At 56.8% G+C, this 16496-nt stretch carries 14 protein-coding genes, 1 tRNA gene and 1 pseudogene; 4 read left to right on the forward strand and 12 right to left on the reverse strand.

The window, feature by feature from the left end:
* From AC2FLG_RS12145 to AC2FLG_RS12180, 8 genes are all read right to left on the reverse strand, one after another.
* On the reverse strand, positions 1 to 945 hold the full coding sequence (locus tag AC2FLG_RS12145) for an MBL fold metallo-hydrolase (protein ID WP_496706363.1): 945 nt from the start codon (positions 943 to 945) through the stop codon (positions 1 to 3).
* Positions 942 to 1694 (reverse strand): MBL fold metallo-hydrolase, encoded by a 753-nt coding sequence (locus tag AC2FLG_RS12150; RefSeq protein ID WP_496706364.1) that lies wholly within the window; start codon positions 1692 to 1694, stop codon positions 942 to 944. Before AC2FLG_RS12150 ends, AC2FLG_RS12145 begins: the two co-directional genes overlap by 4 nt.
* Before the next feature lie 516 nt (positions 1695 to 2210).
* A tRNA-Met gene (locus AC2FLG_RS12155) sits at positions 2211 to 2287 on the reverse strand.
* 82 nt (positions 2288 to 2369) lie between these two features.
* Positions 2370 to 3344 carry an alpha/beta fold hydrolase gene (locus AC2FLG_RS12160; protein WP_496706365.1) on the reverse strand — a complete coding sequence of 325 codons (975 nt, stop codon included), beginning with the start codon at positions 3342 to 3344 and terminating at the stop codon, positions 2370 to 2372.
* A gap of 102 nt (positions 3345 to 3446) precedes the next feature.
* Positions 3447 to 5867, reverse strand: coding sequence for a GcvT family protein (locus tag AC2FLG_RS12165; protein ID WP_496706367.1), 2421 nt, complete (start codon positions 5865 to 5867; stop codon positions 3447 to 3449).
* A 125-nt stretch (positions 5868 to 5992) separates the two neighbouring features.
* Positions 5993 to 6217, reverse strand: a complete 225-nt coding sequence (locus AC2FLG_RS12170; RefSeq protein ID WP_496706369.1) for a hypothetical protein — start codon at positions 6215 to 6217, stop codon at positions 5993 to 5995.
* A 47-nt stretch (positions 6218 to 6264) separates the two neighbouring features.
* The gene (locus tag AC2FLG_RS12175) at positions 6265 to 7419 is read right to left on the reverse strand and encodes an aromatic ring-hydroxylating oxygenase subunit alpha (protein ID WP_496700689.1); all 1155 of its coding nucleotides are present in this window, start codon (positions 7417 to 7419) and stop codon (positions 6265 to 6267) included.
* A 91-nt stretch (positions 7420 to 7510) separates the two neighbouring features.
* The gene (locus AC2FLG_RS12180) at positions 7511 to 8416 is read right to left on the reverse strand and encodes a LysR substrate-binding domain-containing protein (protein WP_282021563.1); all 906 of its coding nucleotides are present in this window, start codon (positions 8414 to 8416) and stop codon (positions 7511 to 7513) included.
* A gap of 143 nt (positions 8417 to 8559) precedes the next feature.
* Here AC2FLG_RS12180 and AC2FLG_RS12185 point away from each other — a divergent pair.
* The 4 genes and pseudogenes from AC2FLG_RS12185 to AC2FLG_RS12200 all read left to right on the forward strand — a co-directional run.
* Positions 8560 to 8709 (forward strand): annotated as a pseudogene (locus AC2FLG_RS12185) (BCCT family transporter); the annotation flags it as partial.
* Between the two features lie 131 nt (positions 8710 to 8840).
* Complete coding sequence (locus tag AC2FLG_RS12190; protein ID WP_185956652.1) at positions 8841 to 10373, forward strand: trimethylamine methyltransferase family protein; 1533 nt, start codon at positions 8841 to 8843, stop codon at positions 10371 to 10373.
* Between the two features lie 67 nt (positions 10374 to 10440).
* Positions 10441 to 11172, forward strand: a complete 732-nt coding sequence (locus AC2FLG_RS12195; protein WP_496688710.1) for an SDR family NAD(P)-dependent oxidoreductase — start codon at positions 10441 to 10443, stop codon at positions 11170 to 11172.
* Positions 11169 to 11903 carry an SDR family NAD(P)-dependent oxidoreductase gene (locus tag AC2FLG_RS12200; protein ID WP_496688708.1) on the forward strand — a complete coding sequence of 245 codons (735 nt, stop codon included), beginning with the start codon at positions 11169 to 11171 and terminating at the stop codon, positions 11901 to 11903. The genes AC2FLG_RS12195 and AC2FLG_RS12200 overlap by 4 nt, the downstream gene beginning before the upstream one ends.
* On the opposite strand, the gene AC2FLG_RS12205 is transcribed toward AC2FLG_RS12200, so the two are convergent.
* The 4 genes from AC2FLG_RS12205 to AC2FLG_RS12220 are packed head-to-tail and all read right to left on the reverse strand — an operon-like array spanning position 11904 to position 16376.
* Complete coding sequence (locus AC2FLG_RS12205) at positions 11904 to 13244, reverse strand: NAD(P)/FAD-dependent oxidoreductase (protein WP_282021560.1); 1341 nt, start codon at positions 13242 to 13244, stop codon at positions 11904 to 11906.
* A complete protein-coding gene (locus tag AC2FLG_RS12210) occupies positions 13241 to 14737 on the reverse strand; it encodes an aldehyde dehydrogenase (RefSeq protein WP_496706371.1) in 1497 nt (498 codons plus the stop codon). The genes AC2FLG_RS12205 and AC2FLG_RS12210 overlap by 4 nt, the downstream gene beginning before the upstream one ends.
* A 3-nt stretch (positions 14738 to 14740) precedes the next feature.
* Complete coding sequence (locus AC2FLG_RS12215; RefSeq protein ID WP_496676274.1) at positions 14741 to 15658, reverse strand: dihydrodipicolinate synthase family protein; 918 nt, start codon at positions 15656 to 15658, stop codon at positions 14741 to 14743.
* A gap of 7 nt (positions 15659 to 15665) precedes the next feature.
* On the reverse strand, positions 15666 to 16376 hold the full coding sequence (locus AC2FLG_RS12220; RefSeq protein WP_271948135.1) for a GntR family transcriptional regulator: 711 nt from the start codon (positions 16374 to 16376) through the stop codon (positions 15666 to 15668).
* Positions 16377 to 16496: the final 120 nt, after the last annotated feature.

Consider the following 16496-nt stretch of genomic DNA (forward strand, 5'->3'; position numbering starts at 1 on the left):
CTACTCGAATTCCATCTGTTCGAAAACGCGCCCCGCATTTTTCGTGGCCAGTTCTTCAAACGTGTCCAGGTTGGCATAAGGTGACTGATCGACGTAGTAAGCCTCAGCCAGATCACCTCCTGCATCCATATGCTCTTGAATCTTGCCGCGCAGATATATCAGGTAGTCGCGTGTATAGCGGCGCACCTGATCCATGTTCGTAGGATGGCCGTGTCCCGGTATCACATAAGTGGCATCTAAAGCCTCGAATTCGGTGTCCCAAGTTACAAGCCAATCCGCTGTATAGGTGTCTTGAAAGATTGGCAGCATGCGTTCGTGAAACGCCATGTCGCCCGCAATGACAAGGCTTTGGTTCGGCAACCAGATCGAGATATCGCCGGGACTATGGGCAGGGCCGAGGTACTTTGCCTCAATCCGGAATTCACCCATCTCAACCACGTACTCATCATCGAATGTCTCGGTTGGGCCAGCCAGGAATGTTCCGTCTGCCTTGTCCTGATTGTATCGCTGCATTCCCTGCAGAATTTGCGGGCCATATTCCTCGAATTCAGCCGCTGCTTCTGAATGTGCGATGATCGGAATGCCGAGTTCTGACCAGTAAGCGTTGCCGAGCATCGCGTGCCCCTGGCCATTCTCGTTGAAGACAAGTCTGACCGGCTGATCCGTGATGGCCTGAATTTCCTTGTGAAGCGCTTCGGCAAGGACATAGGCTGCACCGCCGTTTATGACGACCACACCTTCACCGGTTACAATGAAACTGAGATTGTTGTTGTGACCAGAGTTTTCGTAGGTTGGTGGTGCGGTTGCGCCAATGGCGGAATAGACGCCAGGGATATACTCGACCGGTTTGGAATACAGCACGCTTTGCGGATATTGGTCTGCAATTTCCTCGCTTGCCCAAGCTGGTGCGGCCAAGGCCAAGGCAATCGCAAGCGTTCGTATCATGTTGGTTCTCCAATGAACTTATACGCAGAGCCAGTTTTTTCGACCCGGCCGATTCCACCATTCGGCAGGTGGAAGCCAATTATCTTCATTTGCTCGCGAGAAATCTGATCTAGCAGCAAACTACGAGTTGCTGCAGCTGCCTGTGGATCCTGATCCGTGCCACTGTGCCAATCAGGCCGTTCAAAAGCCACGTGTGGATTTCCCAACGCGTCGCCGACAATCATCACGGATTCACTGCCGCTGCGGATTTCAAACGCCATGTGGCCGGGTGTGTGCCCAAAGCTTGCACGGGCGGCAATGCCTGGAAGGATCTCTTGTCCGTCGTCAAAGAACGCCACCTGATCCTCAATTTCTGCCATCCGGCGCTTCGCGCCTACAGCGAACGCAGCGCGATCTTCTCCTATTGAATCTACCGTTGAAGGGTTCCACCAATAATCCCACTCTTTACGGCCAAAGTGATGCGTCGCGTTGGGGAAAAGCAGGTCGTCGAAGTCATCCAAAATGCCCCAGATGTGATCCGGGTGCGCATGGGTGAAAATCACGTGCGAAACGTCTTCGGGCGACAGGCCGATTGTTTCAATAGTTTCCATAAGTTTGCCAGACGTGGGCATGAAATCCGGCCCAGCTCCGACATCGAATAACACCGTGTTTTTACCATCACGATAGAGCGCCACGTTGCACTCTGGCTCGTACTTGGTTGCGTCCACTCGATTGCGATTCAGAAGCTGCTCGAGTTCTTCTTTCGGCATGGACCCAAAGATCATTTCCGGTGGCAATGACAGGTACCCGTCTGATACGGTTGAAATCCGAGCTGAAGGGCCGAGTTGCAACTCGGCTCTCACGATCCTGGATTGAGTACCAAGCATCCCAAGGCAAGCGGCGCTGTACAAGAAAGTGCGGCGAGAAAATGTATTTCCATCCATACACAATCAATAAAATGAATGTTATTATTTGTAAATGGAGAAAGAAAGGCTGTGTGTGCAAAGCTGCTTTCGTCGTGATCACTAAGAAGTCTACTCAACTTCTTCGGTACCGGCGGGTAAGTTAGCGATTACACCGGTGCCCCTGAGAGCCTGCATCTCAACTCTTGGAGCGAAATGGGACTGGTTTCGGCGTGTGGCTGCTTCCCGCTTTTTCGTGACGATTCCCAGTTCTTTTTGAACACAAAATTCGTCTGCTGTTACCCAAAATGCCACTCAAACCATGTTTGCGGTTCGAGAGAGCAACGCTGAGTTCACGTTTCTAACTGATATGTTATGGGAATTTGGTAGCGGAGGAGGGACTTGAACCCCCGACACGCGGATTATGATTCCGCTGCTCTAACCAACTGAGCTACTCCGCCATGAGTGAATGGCGATTTAAGGGAGGGGTTGGGGAGGGTCAAGAGGGAAATGGCGCCTTTGTTGGGAATATTTTAGCTGGGACTAATCCGAATTCGGCACAACCGTCGCCCTGGGTTCTGTATTTTGTACCACGCCGCGAATGAAGTTGTTGCAGATGTCCGGGACTGTCAGGGGGATCATATGGCCCAGCCCTTCGATCTGTTCAAAACTCAGACCAAACGCCTGCATTGATTCACCGTGTTGCGTGGCTGACAAGAGCGCATCCTGTGCTCCAAACAATATGGAGCCAGGCACTTTCAGGTCGCCATAACGGGCGACCTGCGCCGGCATGCTCTGTTCAATCCCGATCACATCCTGTGAGGCGCTGATAAACGCGGATGGACGCATCCCCAAAGCGCCGCCGGCGCGGTCCAGAAAGTCTTGGGGCGCGGGTTCTGGCGCAAAAGCCGCGCTAAGGGTGTGCGGTGCGGTTTTTGCGGCCAGCGGGACGGCAATCGTGTTGCCGATCAGACTGCGCAGCCATGCTGTCCGGATTTCAAGCGGTTTGAACACGGCGGGCGGCCCGGGCATCGCCTGAGTAAGCGGAGCTAGCAGGGCCAGCGCTTTGATCTTGTCCGGGTAATCCAGCGCCATCGTCAGAGAAACCGCGCCACCCAGCGAATGGCCGACCAGAATTGGGTTGCTGACCCCCTTTGCCTCTAGAAATTCATGTATCATGCGGCCCTGTTCGGGCAACCGCCCAAGCTCTGCCGACTCACGAGTTGAGTATCCGCAACCGGGGCGATCCACGGCAATGACGTGAAAATCCTCGGCCAGTTTATCCATCAAGGCGTAGGTGAAATGTTGCAACTGCCCGGCCAGCCCATGAATAAGCACAACCGTCTGATTGGAAGGGTCGCCCTTTTCCACATAGTGGATATCGCCGCCGCGCACGGGAATGATCTCCCCCGGTTGCGGAACACGCATCTGGCCGTCACGGGTCAGCTTGCGTGTCCAAAGGTTCATCGCAACAAGAAACAGTGCAATGAACAGCGCAATAGTCAGGAAGATTGTCATCAGCCTATCCTCTGGATGGAGCAGATCAGATTACTGGCCGGATAGCGCCACAACCCGAAGCCAATGTCCACAGCTCGCTTGAAGGATCTAATGCGGACTGGGTTAGCCGCGCAAGATCGTCCCAGTTGGATCAAAGGGCGGTTCTTTCAGGATCGTTGCCCTATGCGGGCGCCCTAATACCATGACCTCGACCCTATCGCCTGCCTCGGCACCCGAAACATAGCCCAAGGCCAGCGACATACACACGGAATAGCCATAAGCACCCGATGTCACCCGACCAATTCCGCGCCCGTCCATGAAAATGGGTTCGCCTCCGGTCGCGTCAGCGTTCGAAGCTGCGGTGTCGGCTTCGTCCAGATGCAGCAGGACAAGCTGCTCTCTGGCTGGAGAGGTCATGGCAGTTTTGGCGGCATCTTTGTTCAAGAACAATTTGTCGAATTTGCACAACCGGTCCAACCCGACCTCGTGTGGCCAGTATTCGGGGCTGTATTCGCGCCCCCAAGACCCATAGCCCTTTTCGATCCTCAGCGACATCAGTGCGCGGCTGCCAACTGGGCCTGCGCCGAACTCTTTTCCGGTCTCGATCAGCGCCTCATACAGGCGGAGCTGATCTTTCGCGGCGCAATGCACCTCCCAGCCCAGATCGCCGGTGAAGGAGACACGCAGCGCCAGGACCGCAATTCCGGCGATTTCGATCTGTTGCGAGCGCATGAAGGGGAAATCCTCGGAGCTGAGCGAGGTATTCGTAAGCCGTTGCAGGATTTCGCGCGATTTCGGGCCAGCCACGTTAAAGCCGCAATTCTCTTCGGTGCGGCTTTCGAAACGGGTGCCATCGGGCAGAGGAACCTGTTTGAAGAACCGTTTGTGATAGCGCTCGGCCATGCCCGAGCCGATGATCCAGAATTCGTCGTCGGCCACGCGGGTCACGGTGAAATCGCCGGCAATACCTCCCCGTTTTGAGATCAGTGGCGTGAGGCAGGACCGCCCCACCGATTTCGGCATGGAATTTGCGAATACGGCATTGAGCCAATCCTCGGCCCCGGGACCTGAGCAGACATATTTGGCGAAGTTTGAGATGTCGATGATCCCCGCCCGATCGCGCAGCATCCGGCATTCTGCGCCCACCGGCCCCCACCAGTTCTGGCGGGTAAACCCGTTGGTGTCTTTGGCGCCCGGCGCATCGGCGAACCAAACGGGGTGCTCCCATCCGGCATTCAGACCAAAGACCGCGCCCATGTCCTTTTGCCTGTCATAGATCGGACGGGTGCGGGCAGGGCGCCCGGCGCTGCGTTCTTCATTGGGAAAGTGGATAGCAAAGCGGTGGGCATATTGGTCTTGTACGCGGGCCTTGGTGAAGTCTTTGGTGGCCCATGTGTCGAACCGCGCCATGTCCCAGGCGAACATGTCGTATTGGGTTTCGCCCTCGATGATCCACTGCGCCGCCATCAGGCCCATGCCGCCCGATTGCGAAAATCCGGGGATGATACCATTGCAGCAGAAATAGCCGTCGACCTCGGGCACAGGCCCTATCAGAACATTGGCATCCGGAGACCAGATCATCGGCCCGTTGATGACCCGTTTGATCCCGGCCTCGCCCACGGCAGGCACGCGTTCGATAGCGTTCATCATATTCTCTTCGATCCGCTCCAGATCGTCGGGGAACAGATCATGGGCAAAGTCCAGAGGGGTGCCGTCCTCGGCCCAGAATTTCATATCTTTCTCATAGGCTCCGACCAGAAGGCCTTGGCCTTCCTGCCGCAGGTAATACTCGCCATCGCGGTCACTGACCGAGGGAAGGCGGGTAGCCTGCGCCGCGACATCCGCCATGGTTTCAGTGACGAAATACTGATGCTCGGTCGGTTGCAAGGGCAGGTCTATCCCGGCCAGCTTTGCCACTTCGCGGCCCCACAGACCGGCCGCATTCACAACCCACGGCGTGTGAATGTCGCCCTTAGGGGTACGCACGATCCAGGTGCCGTCTTCTTGCTGATCTGTCGCTGTGACCGGGGTAAAGCGGTGGATTTCGGCCCCGCGCTGGCGCGCGCCAACCGCATAGGCGTTGGTAACCCCCGAGGGGTCCACATTGCCGCCATCGGGTTCATACATGACACAGCGGATGCCATCATAGTTGACCAGCGGATTCAGACTCTGCGCCTCTTCGATGCTGACCTCATAGAAATTCATACCGTAGAGCTTGGCCTTGGCGGCCTGCAGCCTCAGCTGGTGCTCGCGCTCTTCGGTCTGGGCCAGATAGAGAGATCCGGGCTGGAACACACCGCAGCTTTGGCCGGTTTCAGCCTCAAGCTCTTTGTACAGCGTCATCGTATAGTGTTGGATGCGGCTGATATTGGTGCTGTCATGCAGTCCGTGGATGTTCGCCGCCGCGTGCCAGGTCGAGCCGGATGTCAGTTCATCCCGTTCCAACAGCACCACGTCTGACCACCCCGATTTGGTCAGGTGATACAGGATCGAGCACCCAATCACACCACCGCCGATTACCACTGCCTGTGCATTTGTCTTCATGAGTCTGTCATCCAAAATTTTGGTCTTGTCGTCATGTGTTACCAGTACTGAACCCAAGACAACGGGTTTAAATTTCACGTGGGATTGAACAGATATAAACCAAGCTTAGTCTCCGATGCCCACCACTATGCACGTCCATACTCGACCAGTCTGTGGTTCAATTCATCTGTTTCAGAGGCCCCGGCTTCCAGGGCGAATATAAAGGCGTGGGTCAGGTAAAAACAGGCCGCGTCGATATCTTGCACCGCTTCGCATTCATCTGCTGCAATAGTGTAATAGCGGACCAACGCGGCGGGATCATCATGATCATGCGCCTCAAGTAGCAAGCGATCCAGTTCTGTTCTCTCCATCGGGTCTCCGTCGCGTCTGGCCAGTCGTGCGTGGCCAGACAGCTGGTTCAGTCGGCGCGACCGCTTTCAATCTGCGTCGCAACCCAGTGATGGAAATTATGGGTCGGACCATCCATCACCGGAGAGAACCGACCGCCGTCGAACAACATTCCGTGCCGACCCTTTTGCATCCCTTCAACAACGAACACATCCTCTTCAAACACAGTTTTCCATTGCTGGGCGTTTGCCGCCCTCAGGCCATCATGTTCAGGTGTGTCTTCGATGCTTTTGGCATAATAAAGCTCGATATGCTCAACGGTATTTTCGTGATCAACCGGTTCCAGGACAATGGCAAAGGCATGGTCACGCTGCACACCCAAAAGAACATTTGGATACACGGCCACATACTCTGCGCCCTCATTCCATTGATCGCTTAGCCCGTCGAAATCGGCGAATGTGGTGCCGTCATGGTCAGTGAGTTGTCGATAGACCAGCGTGCCTTGACCGGAATAATGCCCGCGCATTTCGATGTTATAGTGATCTTCAAGTCGCGAATAACTGTTCAGGCCGGGATGCACCCAGGGCAGGTGATAGCTTTCGCAATAGTTCTCAACCGCCAGCTTCCAGTTGGTCTTGACCTCCAACTTGAACGAAGAGGCCTCACCGCCGTGATGTACTGGTTGATCAAACTCTTTCCAGCGTTCCAATAAGGTGGCGTGCGCCTCTTCGAATTCGGGTGCATTGCCGTCCACATTAACAAAGACCACGTCCCGCCAGACATAAGAGCGAATACGGATAAGGCCCAGAGATTTGCGATCCACGTCCTCATGGGTGTTGTGACCGGCGCCGCCAACATGTGGCGTCGCACGCAGCTCTCCCTTCAGGCTGTAGCACCAGCTGTGATAGGGGCAACGGATCGCGCCACTTATCTTGCGAGGGGTATCGACAAGGATCATCCCGCGGTGACGGCAGGTATTTTGAAATACGCCAACCTCACCATCCCGATCCCGCACGATTAGTAAAGGCATGCCTAGGAAATCGACCGGCATGGCATCGCCTTCCTCGGGCACGTCTTTGCCAAAGCCGATCCCGGACCAGTTGGCGTACAAAACCGATCTACGCTCTTCGGCGAAAAGTGCCGGGTCGATATAGTGTTCGTTTGGCAGGCCGTTTGCGACATTCACATCGACCAGAACGGAAGACAGCGCAGTATGCTTGTTCATCGGGCTCTCCTGCAGGTGTTGCTTGGTCTCTATTGGCGGATACGCTGGCATCCACTCAATATCAGAAAACCTCATCACTGGGTGATTTCACCTAAACCGAACCGTCCTGAACCTCTTGAATGATCCAATCTTTCAGCGCCCGGGCACTTTCGGACAAGTCTTCATCCGAGCGGCCAACCAGATAAAACTGGTTTGGAGCGATCTGGAGATGGGGCCCGATTGCCACCAGCTTTCCCGATTGCAGCATGGGTTGGATCAAGCGTTGCCATCCAAGAACCAGCCCGGCCCCCTTACGCGCCCGCTGGAGGGCTACTGAATAGCTGTTCACACGAGAATCGATCGGAATGGTTCCCGTGTACCCGAGTTGTTGAAACCATTCGGGCCAAGTGGTCCAGCTGCGGTCTTCAGAGTCCAGATGTATCAGTCGTTCAGCGGCGAGATCTTCGAGGCTTGCACCGGCCAACCGATCCGCCACCTCTGGGCAGGCGACGGGGACCAGGCAATCCCGAAACAGAGGGGTGTGCGACAGGTCACCGTTGCCGTCCCGGCCGTAGCGAATAAAGAAATCGATATCCGGTCGATCCCGAAATGGTCGATCCTGTGAAAGCTGGTCAACATTTACTTCAGGCATTTCGCGCCAGAACCGGATTACCGATGGCGACAACCAAAGAGCAGCCACTGCAGTGGTTGATCCTACGGTTACCTTTTCGACGGTGGCACGGTCGCGGATTGTTGCCAGTGTTTTTGAGATGCGGGTAAACGAAGAAGCCAGCGCGTCATACAGCGCTTTGCCGTCTTCCGTCAGTTCGACCCCCCGGTGTTTGCGCTGGAACAAGGCGGTGCCAAGATCACCTTCCAACGCTTTGATCTGATGACTGACCGCGCCCGGCGTCACTGACAGTTCTTCAGCCGCATTCTTGAAGCTTAGATGGCGCGCAGCGGCTTCGAAGGCCGACAGCGTGGTGAGTGGCGGCAGATTATAGTGACGTCTGGACATGACAGGTGTAGCCGTTGGCGGTCTTCAGGTTAATTATTCTCACTCAAATATTGGACTTTTTAAGATTGTGCGCCAGAAGAAATTTTCAAAAACGATGATGTCGAGTGCCGTGTTTCCGATGCGTGCCGTCAAAATCAGGTAATGTTTCTGTGACGACCGGGTTTGGTGTCAGCCAGTTCATTGACGGTTCTTATGCAATCACCGGCATGGAGTGGATCATAGATATGGGCGGAGATGATCCCGAGCCAAGCAAGGTTGAACTGATAGCAGGTCTAGTCGTCATCATGGGTCTGTAGATCATTTCGGCGGTTTCGGGTGTGGGTCGCTTCCTGCAAACATGTATCGCAATTAGTGAGGCTTGCTTTGACCAAATACCGCAATCTTTTGGGGAGGATTGGAGGATCGCCCTGTGAATATTCGTACCATGACCCGAACCGGTGGCCGCGCGGCCCGGCGCGCGCTGCGCTCTGCTCCGAATTTCGAGATGTTGCCCGGCCTGACCCGAGGCATCCCCCTATGCGAGGTGATGGATGGCAGCCAGATCGACCGGATTGACAGCGCCTCAATGGATATTCTTGAGAATGTCGGTGTTCAGTTTCGCGATGCAATCGCACTGGAGGATTGGAAAAAAGCTGGCGCAAAGGTCGAGGGCGAACTGGTCTATCTGGACCGGGGCCTGGTCCGAGAGCTGATCGCCACCATTCCCAGCACCTTCACTTATCATGCACGCGATCCGAACAAGAACGTGCGACTGGGTGGACGGCACTCGATCTTTGTGCCGATGACCGGCGCGCCCTTTCTGCGCGATCTCGATGACGTGAGGCGCAATCCGACGCTCGATGATCTGGCAATGTTCCACAAACTAAGCCACATGCTGCCGGCGATGCATTCCTCGGCGCATCACATTGTCGAACCTTACGACCACCCGATCAGTCAGCGACATCTGCGGATTACCTATTCGTCGATGAAACATTCGGACAAGACGTTCATGGGTATGACCACCTCGCCCAGAAACGCCGAAGACGTCATTGAGATGTGTGCGATCCTGTTCGGGGAAGATTTCATTGAAGATCATCCGGTCACCACGGGCAACTGCAACGGAAACTCTCCGCTGGTCTGGGACGAAACGATGCTGGGCGCGATGCGGGCCTTTTCTCGCCGCAATCAGCCTGTCTTGTGCTCGCCCTTTGTGCTGGGCGGGGCCAATACGCCCGCATCGGTTCCCGCCACAGTGGCGCAGTTGAACGCCGAAGCACTGAGCGCGCTGGCCTATACCCAAGTCATTCGCAAAGGTGCTCCGGCGATTTACGGGCACTACCTGTCGACGGTGTCGATGAAATCAGGTGCCCCGATGGCCGGCACGCCCGAGATCAGCCTGATGAACTTTATGATCGGGCAGATGGCCCGGTTCTACGACGTTCCATGGCGCACCTCGAATACGCTGGGTGGGGCCAAGACATTTGATGCGCAGGCCGGGTACGAATCCGCCACGACGCTACAGGCCGTTCTTCATTCCGGTGCGAACTATATTTGGCATTCGGCCGGCTGGAATGAGGCCGGGATGCATTGTTCCACCGCCAAGTTCATTGTCGATGCTGAACAATGTGCGATGGCTTATCGCATGGCAGAAGGCCCGCAATGGGATGATTTTGACCAAGCTCTTGCCGCCATTCCAGAGGTCGGTCCAGGCGGGCACTATCTGGGTCATCCGCACACGCAGGACAATTTTCAAACGGCGTTTTTCATGCCCGAGATGTTCGACAATAACTCGATTGAGCAATGGGTGGCAGAAGGCGGGGTTGAGATCACTGAGCGCGCGTTGAAGCACGCGCGCAAGCTGCTGGCCGAATACCAGGAACCGACACTGGACGTGGCCAAAAACGAGGCCCTGCTGGACTATATTGCCCGGCGAGAACGGGAAATTCCCGCCGCTGACGAGCTGAACCAAACCTATTAAAGATTTCGCCTTGGACCTATCCCGACTGCATTGTCGGGTGGGTTTCCATTTAGCACTCGGAGGGAAAATGGAGCTGACGGGCAAAACAGCGCTCATCACAGGGGCTGCGGGCGGCATCGGATCTGCTATTGCACAGCGGATGCGGCAGGCAGGAGCACGAGTTGCGGTTGCGGACGTTTCGGTTGAGGGTATCGAGGCCGACGCCCATTTGCCCGGCGATTTGCGCGAGAGCGCTTATGCAGATGCATTGCCGCAACATGCTGCGGATGCGCTGGGCGGGCTGGATATCGTCGTCAACAATGCGGGGGTCATCACCCGCGGAGCGGTGACCGAGACTTCGGATACCGACTGGGCATTGTCGCTGGGCGTAAATGTCGAGGCGCCCTTTCGCATCTGTCGCGCCGCAATCCCGATCATGGTGGCGCGTGGTGGTGGCGCGATCGTGAACACCGCGTCATGCTGGGGGCTGCGCCCTGGGCCGAACCACGCGGTCTATTGCATGACCAAGGCAGCTATTGCGTCGTTGACACAATGCATGGGTATGGACCACGCGCATCAGGGCATCCGCATTAACGCCGTCTGCCCGAATGAAGTAAACACGCCGATGCTGCGGTCGGGGTTTGAAAAACGCGGCTTCGATCCGGATACTGCCGTGGCCGAGCTGGGCCGGACAGTGCCCTTGGGGCGTATCGCCGAGCCCGAGGATATTGCTGATGTGGTGATGTTTCTTGCCTCGGACGCCGCGCGCTATGTGTGCGGGGCATTGCTGGAAGTGAACGGAGGAAAACCGGTTTCATGACGCGATTTACCGGCAAAACCGCACTGGTTACGGGCGGGCGCAGCGGTATCGGATGCGCCATCGCGGAACGTTTGCAACACGAAGGTGCACGGGTCTTTACCGTGCAACGTGGGAGCGATCCGGAATTCGAAGGGTTCGAGGCCGATTTCAGAGATCCCCACAGCCCGCAAACGGTGGTCAATCAGGTCGTTGATCTGTCCGGGCGATTGGACATTCTGGTCAATAATGCAGGCATGATGCAGGAAGCCGGCGTCGAGCAGATGAGCCTTGCAGACTGGCAGCGCACGCTGACAGTCAACCTCACGGCCCCGTTCCTGTTGATCAAGGCGGCGCTGCCCCATCTACGGCGGGCGGGCGGGGCGATTGTCAATATCGGCTCGATTGAGGGGCTGGGCAGCAATCCCGGCCATGCTGCCTATTGCGCATCCAAAGCCGGGTTGCATGGCCTGACACGAGCGGTGGCCGTGGATCATGGGGCAGAGGGCATTCGTTGCAACGCCGTGGCCCCTGGCTGGATCGACACCGAGTTGAACGTGGATTTCATCGCCTCAATGCCGGACCCGGAGACATTTCACGAGGATATCAAGCGCATACACCCCGTTGCCCGAACCGGAAGCCCGCAAGAGGTTGCGGCGCTGGTCGCCTTCCTGGCGTCGGATGATGCCAGCTTTATCACCGGGCAGGTCTACACAGTCGACGGAGGCCGCATGGCCAAGCTGAGCCTGCCCTGATCACTCGTCCCGCGCGCGCCATTCTTTCCAGCGCAGCACTGCATTGGCACCGATCTCTCGGAATGGTTTTGGGGGCAGGCGTTTGGGTTGATCCTGGGCGTCGAAATACCGGGTGATATTCGAGCTGTGGCCGCAGGTGCGTTCTGCTGCCGCGATACCGGTCAGGGTGCCGCGCGCCGTGCCTAGCCCATTCTGGACGCAGCCGGAAATCACGCCCTGTTCGACCTCTCGCGCGACGGAAACGCCGTTCAGGCTGAGGCAGAGATGACCGGCCCAGTGATATTGCATGTCCAGCCCCGCCAACTGCGGAAATCGCTGGTCGAATTTGCGCTGCATCACCCGCGAGGCGCGCGCCAGATCACCAGCAGTTGAGGTCATGCCCGGGCGCAGGGCCGCGCAGGTACGGGTTATGATCCGATTGCCGCCCTGCGCCGTATCAATGCGCCGCATCGTTGTACCCAACGGATCAGATGGTGTGACACTCCAGCGGGGTTGCCCCCCAAGCCGCGATAGCACTTCGGCGTCCAGCTCAGGGGTCATTGCCGCAAAAAGGAACAGTTGCATCAGTCGGTCGCGCTCGATCCCAAAGCTTTCCAGATGCCCGTTAACCGTTAGGATGACTGTACCAGTGCTGACGGTACCGCGCGCGGTTTTTACCAGCCACGCACCGCCTTGCTTCTCAAACCCGGTCACGCCAGAGCTCTCGTACAATGCAATGCCATCCTTGATCAGTCCCGCAGCCAGACCGCGAATATAGCCTGCTGGTTGCAACATAACCGTGCCGGGTGTGTATAGCCCCGACCGATAGTGGCGCGACCCTGTCAGGGCGTGCATCTGCTGTTGGTCGAGCATTTCACTGGTCTCACCCAAAGTGCTGAGATGATGCGCATAGCTGATATTATGTGCATGTCCCGCCGCGCTCACCGCTCCGTTAACCTTGCCAGCCGGATCAAAGAAATTCGGGTCGATCTGATATTGCTCGACCGCCGATCGGGCAAAATCAATTGCAAGTCGGTTTAATGTGATCATGGTGCGATCATCCCCCGGCCCGGAATAATTGTCCGAGGCCAGGTCATGTGGCAGATCGATCATAAAACCCGTATTGCGCCCCGCAGCCCCTTCGGCCACGCGGCCAGCCTCAAGCACGATGATCTTTGCGTCGCTTTGCAGCTGCCTCAAACGCTGTGCCGCTGACAGGCCTGCGAAACCGGCACCAACAATCACGACATCCGCCGTCAGATCACCATCCAGTTCTTGGGCTGGGGGTGGATCGCCTAATATGACGCTCCAGGCCGCAGGTCCGCGATGGACAGGCAGGGTTCGGGCGGCATAGCTGCTCAATCCACGGCCTCATCCGCATCGTCGGACAGGTCGACCCAGATGGTTTTTAGCTGGGTATACTGGTCATGCGCATGGATCGAGTTGTCGCGCCCACCAAAGCCAGACTGTTTATAACCGCCAAAGGGCGTGGTGATATCGCCCTCTCCAAAACTGTTTACAGTCACCGTTCCCGCCCGGATCATCCGCGCCCCGCGGATGGCGCGTTTCGCATTGGCTGTGAAGATCGACGCACACAAACCATACTCGGTATCGTTGGCGATCTTGATGGCCTCATCGAAGCTGGAAACCGTGATCACCGAAAGAATAGGACCAAAGATCTCGTCACGTGCCAGGATGGCGTCATTGCCAGGTAGTTCGACTACGGTGGCCTCGACAAAGCCATTGTCCGCTTTGCCTCCGATCACTACGTTTTCGGCCTGATCCAGATATCCGCAGATCTTATCGAAATGAGCTTCGCTGACCATTGCGCCCAATCGTGTTTCCGGGTTCAGAGGCTCGCCGACATTCCATTGCTTTACATGATGGGCGATGCGGTCGAGCAACTCGGCCTTTACGGCCTTGTGGACAATCAGGCGGGAGGTGGCCGAGCAGTTCTCACCCATGTTCCAGAACGCACCATTGACGATATGTGCCGCCACGCGGTCCAGATTTTCTGCATCTTCCATCACAATGGCCGGATTCTTGCCGCCCATTTCAAGCACCACCTCTTTGGCGTTGCTTTCCGCCGAATAGCTCAGAAACCGTTTGCCAGTCACGGTTGAACCGGTGAAGGACACCATATCGATATCCATGTGCCGTCCGATAGGTTCGCCCACCTCGGCACCTGCGCCGGGGACGATGTTTAGGACGCCGCGTGGCAGACCGGCCTCCATCGCCAGTTCGGCCAGCCGCAATGCCGTCAGTGAAGTTTCCTCGGCCGGTTTCACAACCACCGAGCAGCCCGCAGCCAGAGCGGGCCCGATTTTCCATGCCAGCATCAGCAATGGGAAATTCCAGGGCAGGACTAGCCCGACAACGCCAATCGGCTCGCGCACGACCAAAGCGATGTGGTCGTCACTGGCGGGCGAGACCTGATCATAGATCTTGTCGATCGCCTCAGCATGCCATTTCAGGCAATGAATGGTCTCGGGCAGGTCGACGGTCTCGCAGTCAAAGATGGTCTTGCCACTGTCGATACTTTCCATCACCGCCAGTTCACGTGCATTGCGTGTGATCAGTTTGGTCAACCGGATCAGCACATTTTTGCGCTTGGATGGGTGCAGCCTCGACCAGCGGCCATCTTCGAACGCTTCGCGCGCCTTCTCGACGGCGAAATCCACGTCCGCTACACTGCAGGCGGCAATGTTGGCCAATTTCTTATTGGTCGCCGGGTTAACCGTTGTGAAGGACTGCCCGGAAATCGCCGGGCGATACGCGCCATCAATAAAGGCGCCGGTTGGCAAGGTCAGACCCGCGGCGATGGAGTCGTATTCGTCCTGCGTCAGCAATGTCATACCTTACTCCTCTGCCATGATGTCAGCGATTTTCTGTTTCAGCACGCGCGTCACTTGCTCTAGCGCGCGTTTGTCATCTTTGTTCAAAGATTTCAGCGGCGGCCGAACGATGCCCGCGTCAATCCCATTCATTGTGACACCATGCTTGATGGTCTGGATGAATTTGCCACCCTGTTCTAATACCCGCATCAAGGGCATCAGCGCCGACATGATCCGACGGCCCTTGGCAAAATCGCCCTCGATTACACAGGCCTGGTATAGCGCCACATGCTCGGCAGGCAGAAAGTTCGAGCCGCCACAGACCCAGAAAGGCGCGCCCCAGGCAAAGAATTCCAGCGCCTGATCGTCCATACCGCATCCCAGTTGGATATGCGGATAGTCCCGCGCCAGAAGATGCACCCGGTTGATATCGCCCGAGCTTTCCTTGATGCCGCAGAAATTCCTGCTGCGTCCGACGCGGTCCAGGAATTCCTCGCCCATCATCGTGCCTGTGCGGTGAGGATAATTGTACAGCATTACCGGCAGGTCGGCGGCCTTGTCGATGGCCAGCGCATTCAGCGCATTTTCGCGGTCGGTGGGCACCGAATAGGGCGGGCTGGCCAACAGGATCGCATCTGCCCCGATTTCCTTTGCACCCGACGCCAGCGCAACCGAGTCCGACGTCAACATCGCGCCCGTGCCAACAACCAGAGGCAAACGGCCTTTCAGACGCACATGGGTGAACCGCGCCAATTCGAGCCGTTCCTCCACGGTCTGCGCATAATTCTCACCGGTCGACCCGCCCGAGATCAGACCATGCACGCCATTCTTGATCAGAAGCTCAATCACCTGCGCCAGCGCGTCCCAGTTCACGCTGTCATCGGCCTGATAGGGCGTGACCACCGGGGTATAGACCCCCTCAAATCGGAAAATTGGGTTCATTCCGTCCTCATGCAGGTTTCGAAAGCGGTGGGAGGCCCATTGGGACATCCAGCGCATCGGGCATCACGAACAGTTCGATCTGATCGCGTGACAGGTTCCAGTGATCTTCGGCCAGCTGCGCAGCAGCCGTTTCATCGCGTGCTTCGATGGCGTCGATGATGGCGTCGTGTTGCTGGCTTGCCTCGGACAGGTTTTCGACCATCCTGCCCGACTGCGGCCGGTAGAAGGTCATGCCGATACGGGCATGGTCAATCAGCAAACGGTTGAAAGAGGGCAATAGATAGACATTGCCCGACATTTCGCCGGTCACTTCGTGAAAGCGGTTATTGGCCAGGGCGCGCTCTTCGGCTGCCCCATCCCGCAGCGCGGCCTTGAATGCCTGCTGTGCGGTTTTCAGGGCTTCAATCTGCACAGGCTTTGCATTCGCCGCTGCCAGTCGCAGGATTGCACCATAGATCATCGGCGCGGCCAGAAAGAAATCGCGCAAGGTGGTATACGACATTTCGGACACGCGCGCGCTGCGGTTTGTTCGCAGGTCCAGATACCCTTCTCCGGCGAGTTGTCGGAACACTTCGCGTAAAGGCGTTCTCGACAGGCCAAACGCATCGGACAGATGCACCTCGTCCAGATCGGTGCCAGGTTGCAGGCGCAAAGTCAGGATCGAGACCTTCAAGTGCTCGGCCAGCTGCGTTTTGCGGGTTTTTGCGACGTCCTTCATCCGGATCCTCCAGCCCAGCCAGCAAGAATCGATTGGGTTCGATTGCCTCCTTTTTGTATCCGAATAAAATACATATTGTATACATAGAAGTTTCGTGCAGCATAATGCAACTACAAAGAC

The sequence above is a fragment of the Ruegeria sp. CDSA193 genome (assembly GCF_059611885.1).

Coding starts and splice junctions, on each gene's coding strand:
- AC2FLG_RS12145 (WP_496706363.1), bottom strand. CDS start 945: ATGATACGAACGCTTGCGATTGCCTTGGCCTTGGCCGCACCAGCTTGG.
- AC2FLG_RS12200 (WP_496688708.1), top strand. CDS start 11,169: ATGACGCGATTTACCGGCAAAACCGCACTGGTTACGGGCGGGCGCAGC.
- AC2FLG_RS12190 (WP_185956652.1), top strand. CDS start 8,841: ATGACCCGAACCGGTGGCCGCGCGGCCCGGCGCGCGCTGCGCTCTGCT.
- AC2FLG_RS12160 (WP_496706365.1), bottom strand. CDS start 3,344: ATGACAATCTTCCTGACTATTGCGCTGTTCATTGCACTGTTTCTTGTT.
- AC2FLG_RS12150 (WP_496706364.1), bottom strand. CDS start 1,694: ATGCCGAAAGAAGAACTCGAGCAGCTTCTGAATCGCAATCGAGTGGAC.
- AC2FLG_RS12195 (WP_496688710.1), top strand. CDS start 10,441: ATGGAGCTGACGGGCAAAACAGCGCTCATCACAGGGGCTGCGGGCGGC.
- AC2FLG_RS12220 (WP_271948135.1), bottom strand. CDS start 16,376: ATGAAGGACGTCGCAAAAACCCGCAAAACGCAGCTGGCCGAGCACTTG.
- AC2FLG_RS12170 (WP_496706369.1), bottom strand. CDS start 6,217: ATGGAGAGAACAGAACTGGATCGCTTGCTACTTGAGGCGCATGATCAT.
- AC2FLG_RS12165 (WP_496706367.1), bottom strand. CDS start 5,867: ATGAAGACAAATGCACAGGCAGTGGTAATCGGCGGTGGTGTGATTGGG.
- AC2FLG_RS12175 (WP_496700689.1), bottom strand. CDS start 7,419: ATGAACAAGCATACTGCGCTGTCTTCCGTTCTGGTCGATGTGAATGTC.
- AC2FLG_RS12180 (WP_282021563.1), bottom strand. CDS start 8,416: ATGTCCAGACGTCACTATAATCTGCCGCCACTCACCACGCTGTCGGCC.
- AC2FLG_RS12215 (WP_496676274.1), bottom strand. CDS start 15,658: ATGAACCCAATTTTCCGATTTGAGGGGGTCTATACCCCGGTGGTCACG.
- AC2FLG_RS12210 (WP_496706371.1), bottom strand. CDS start 14,737: ATGACATTGCTGACGCAGGACGAATACGACTCCATCGCCGCGGGTCTG.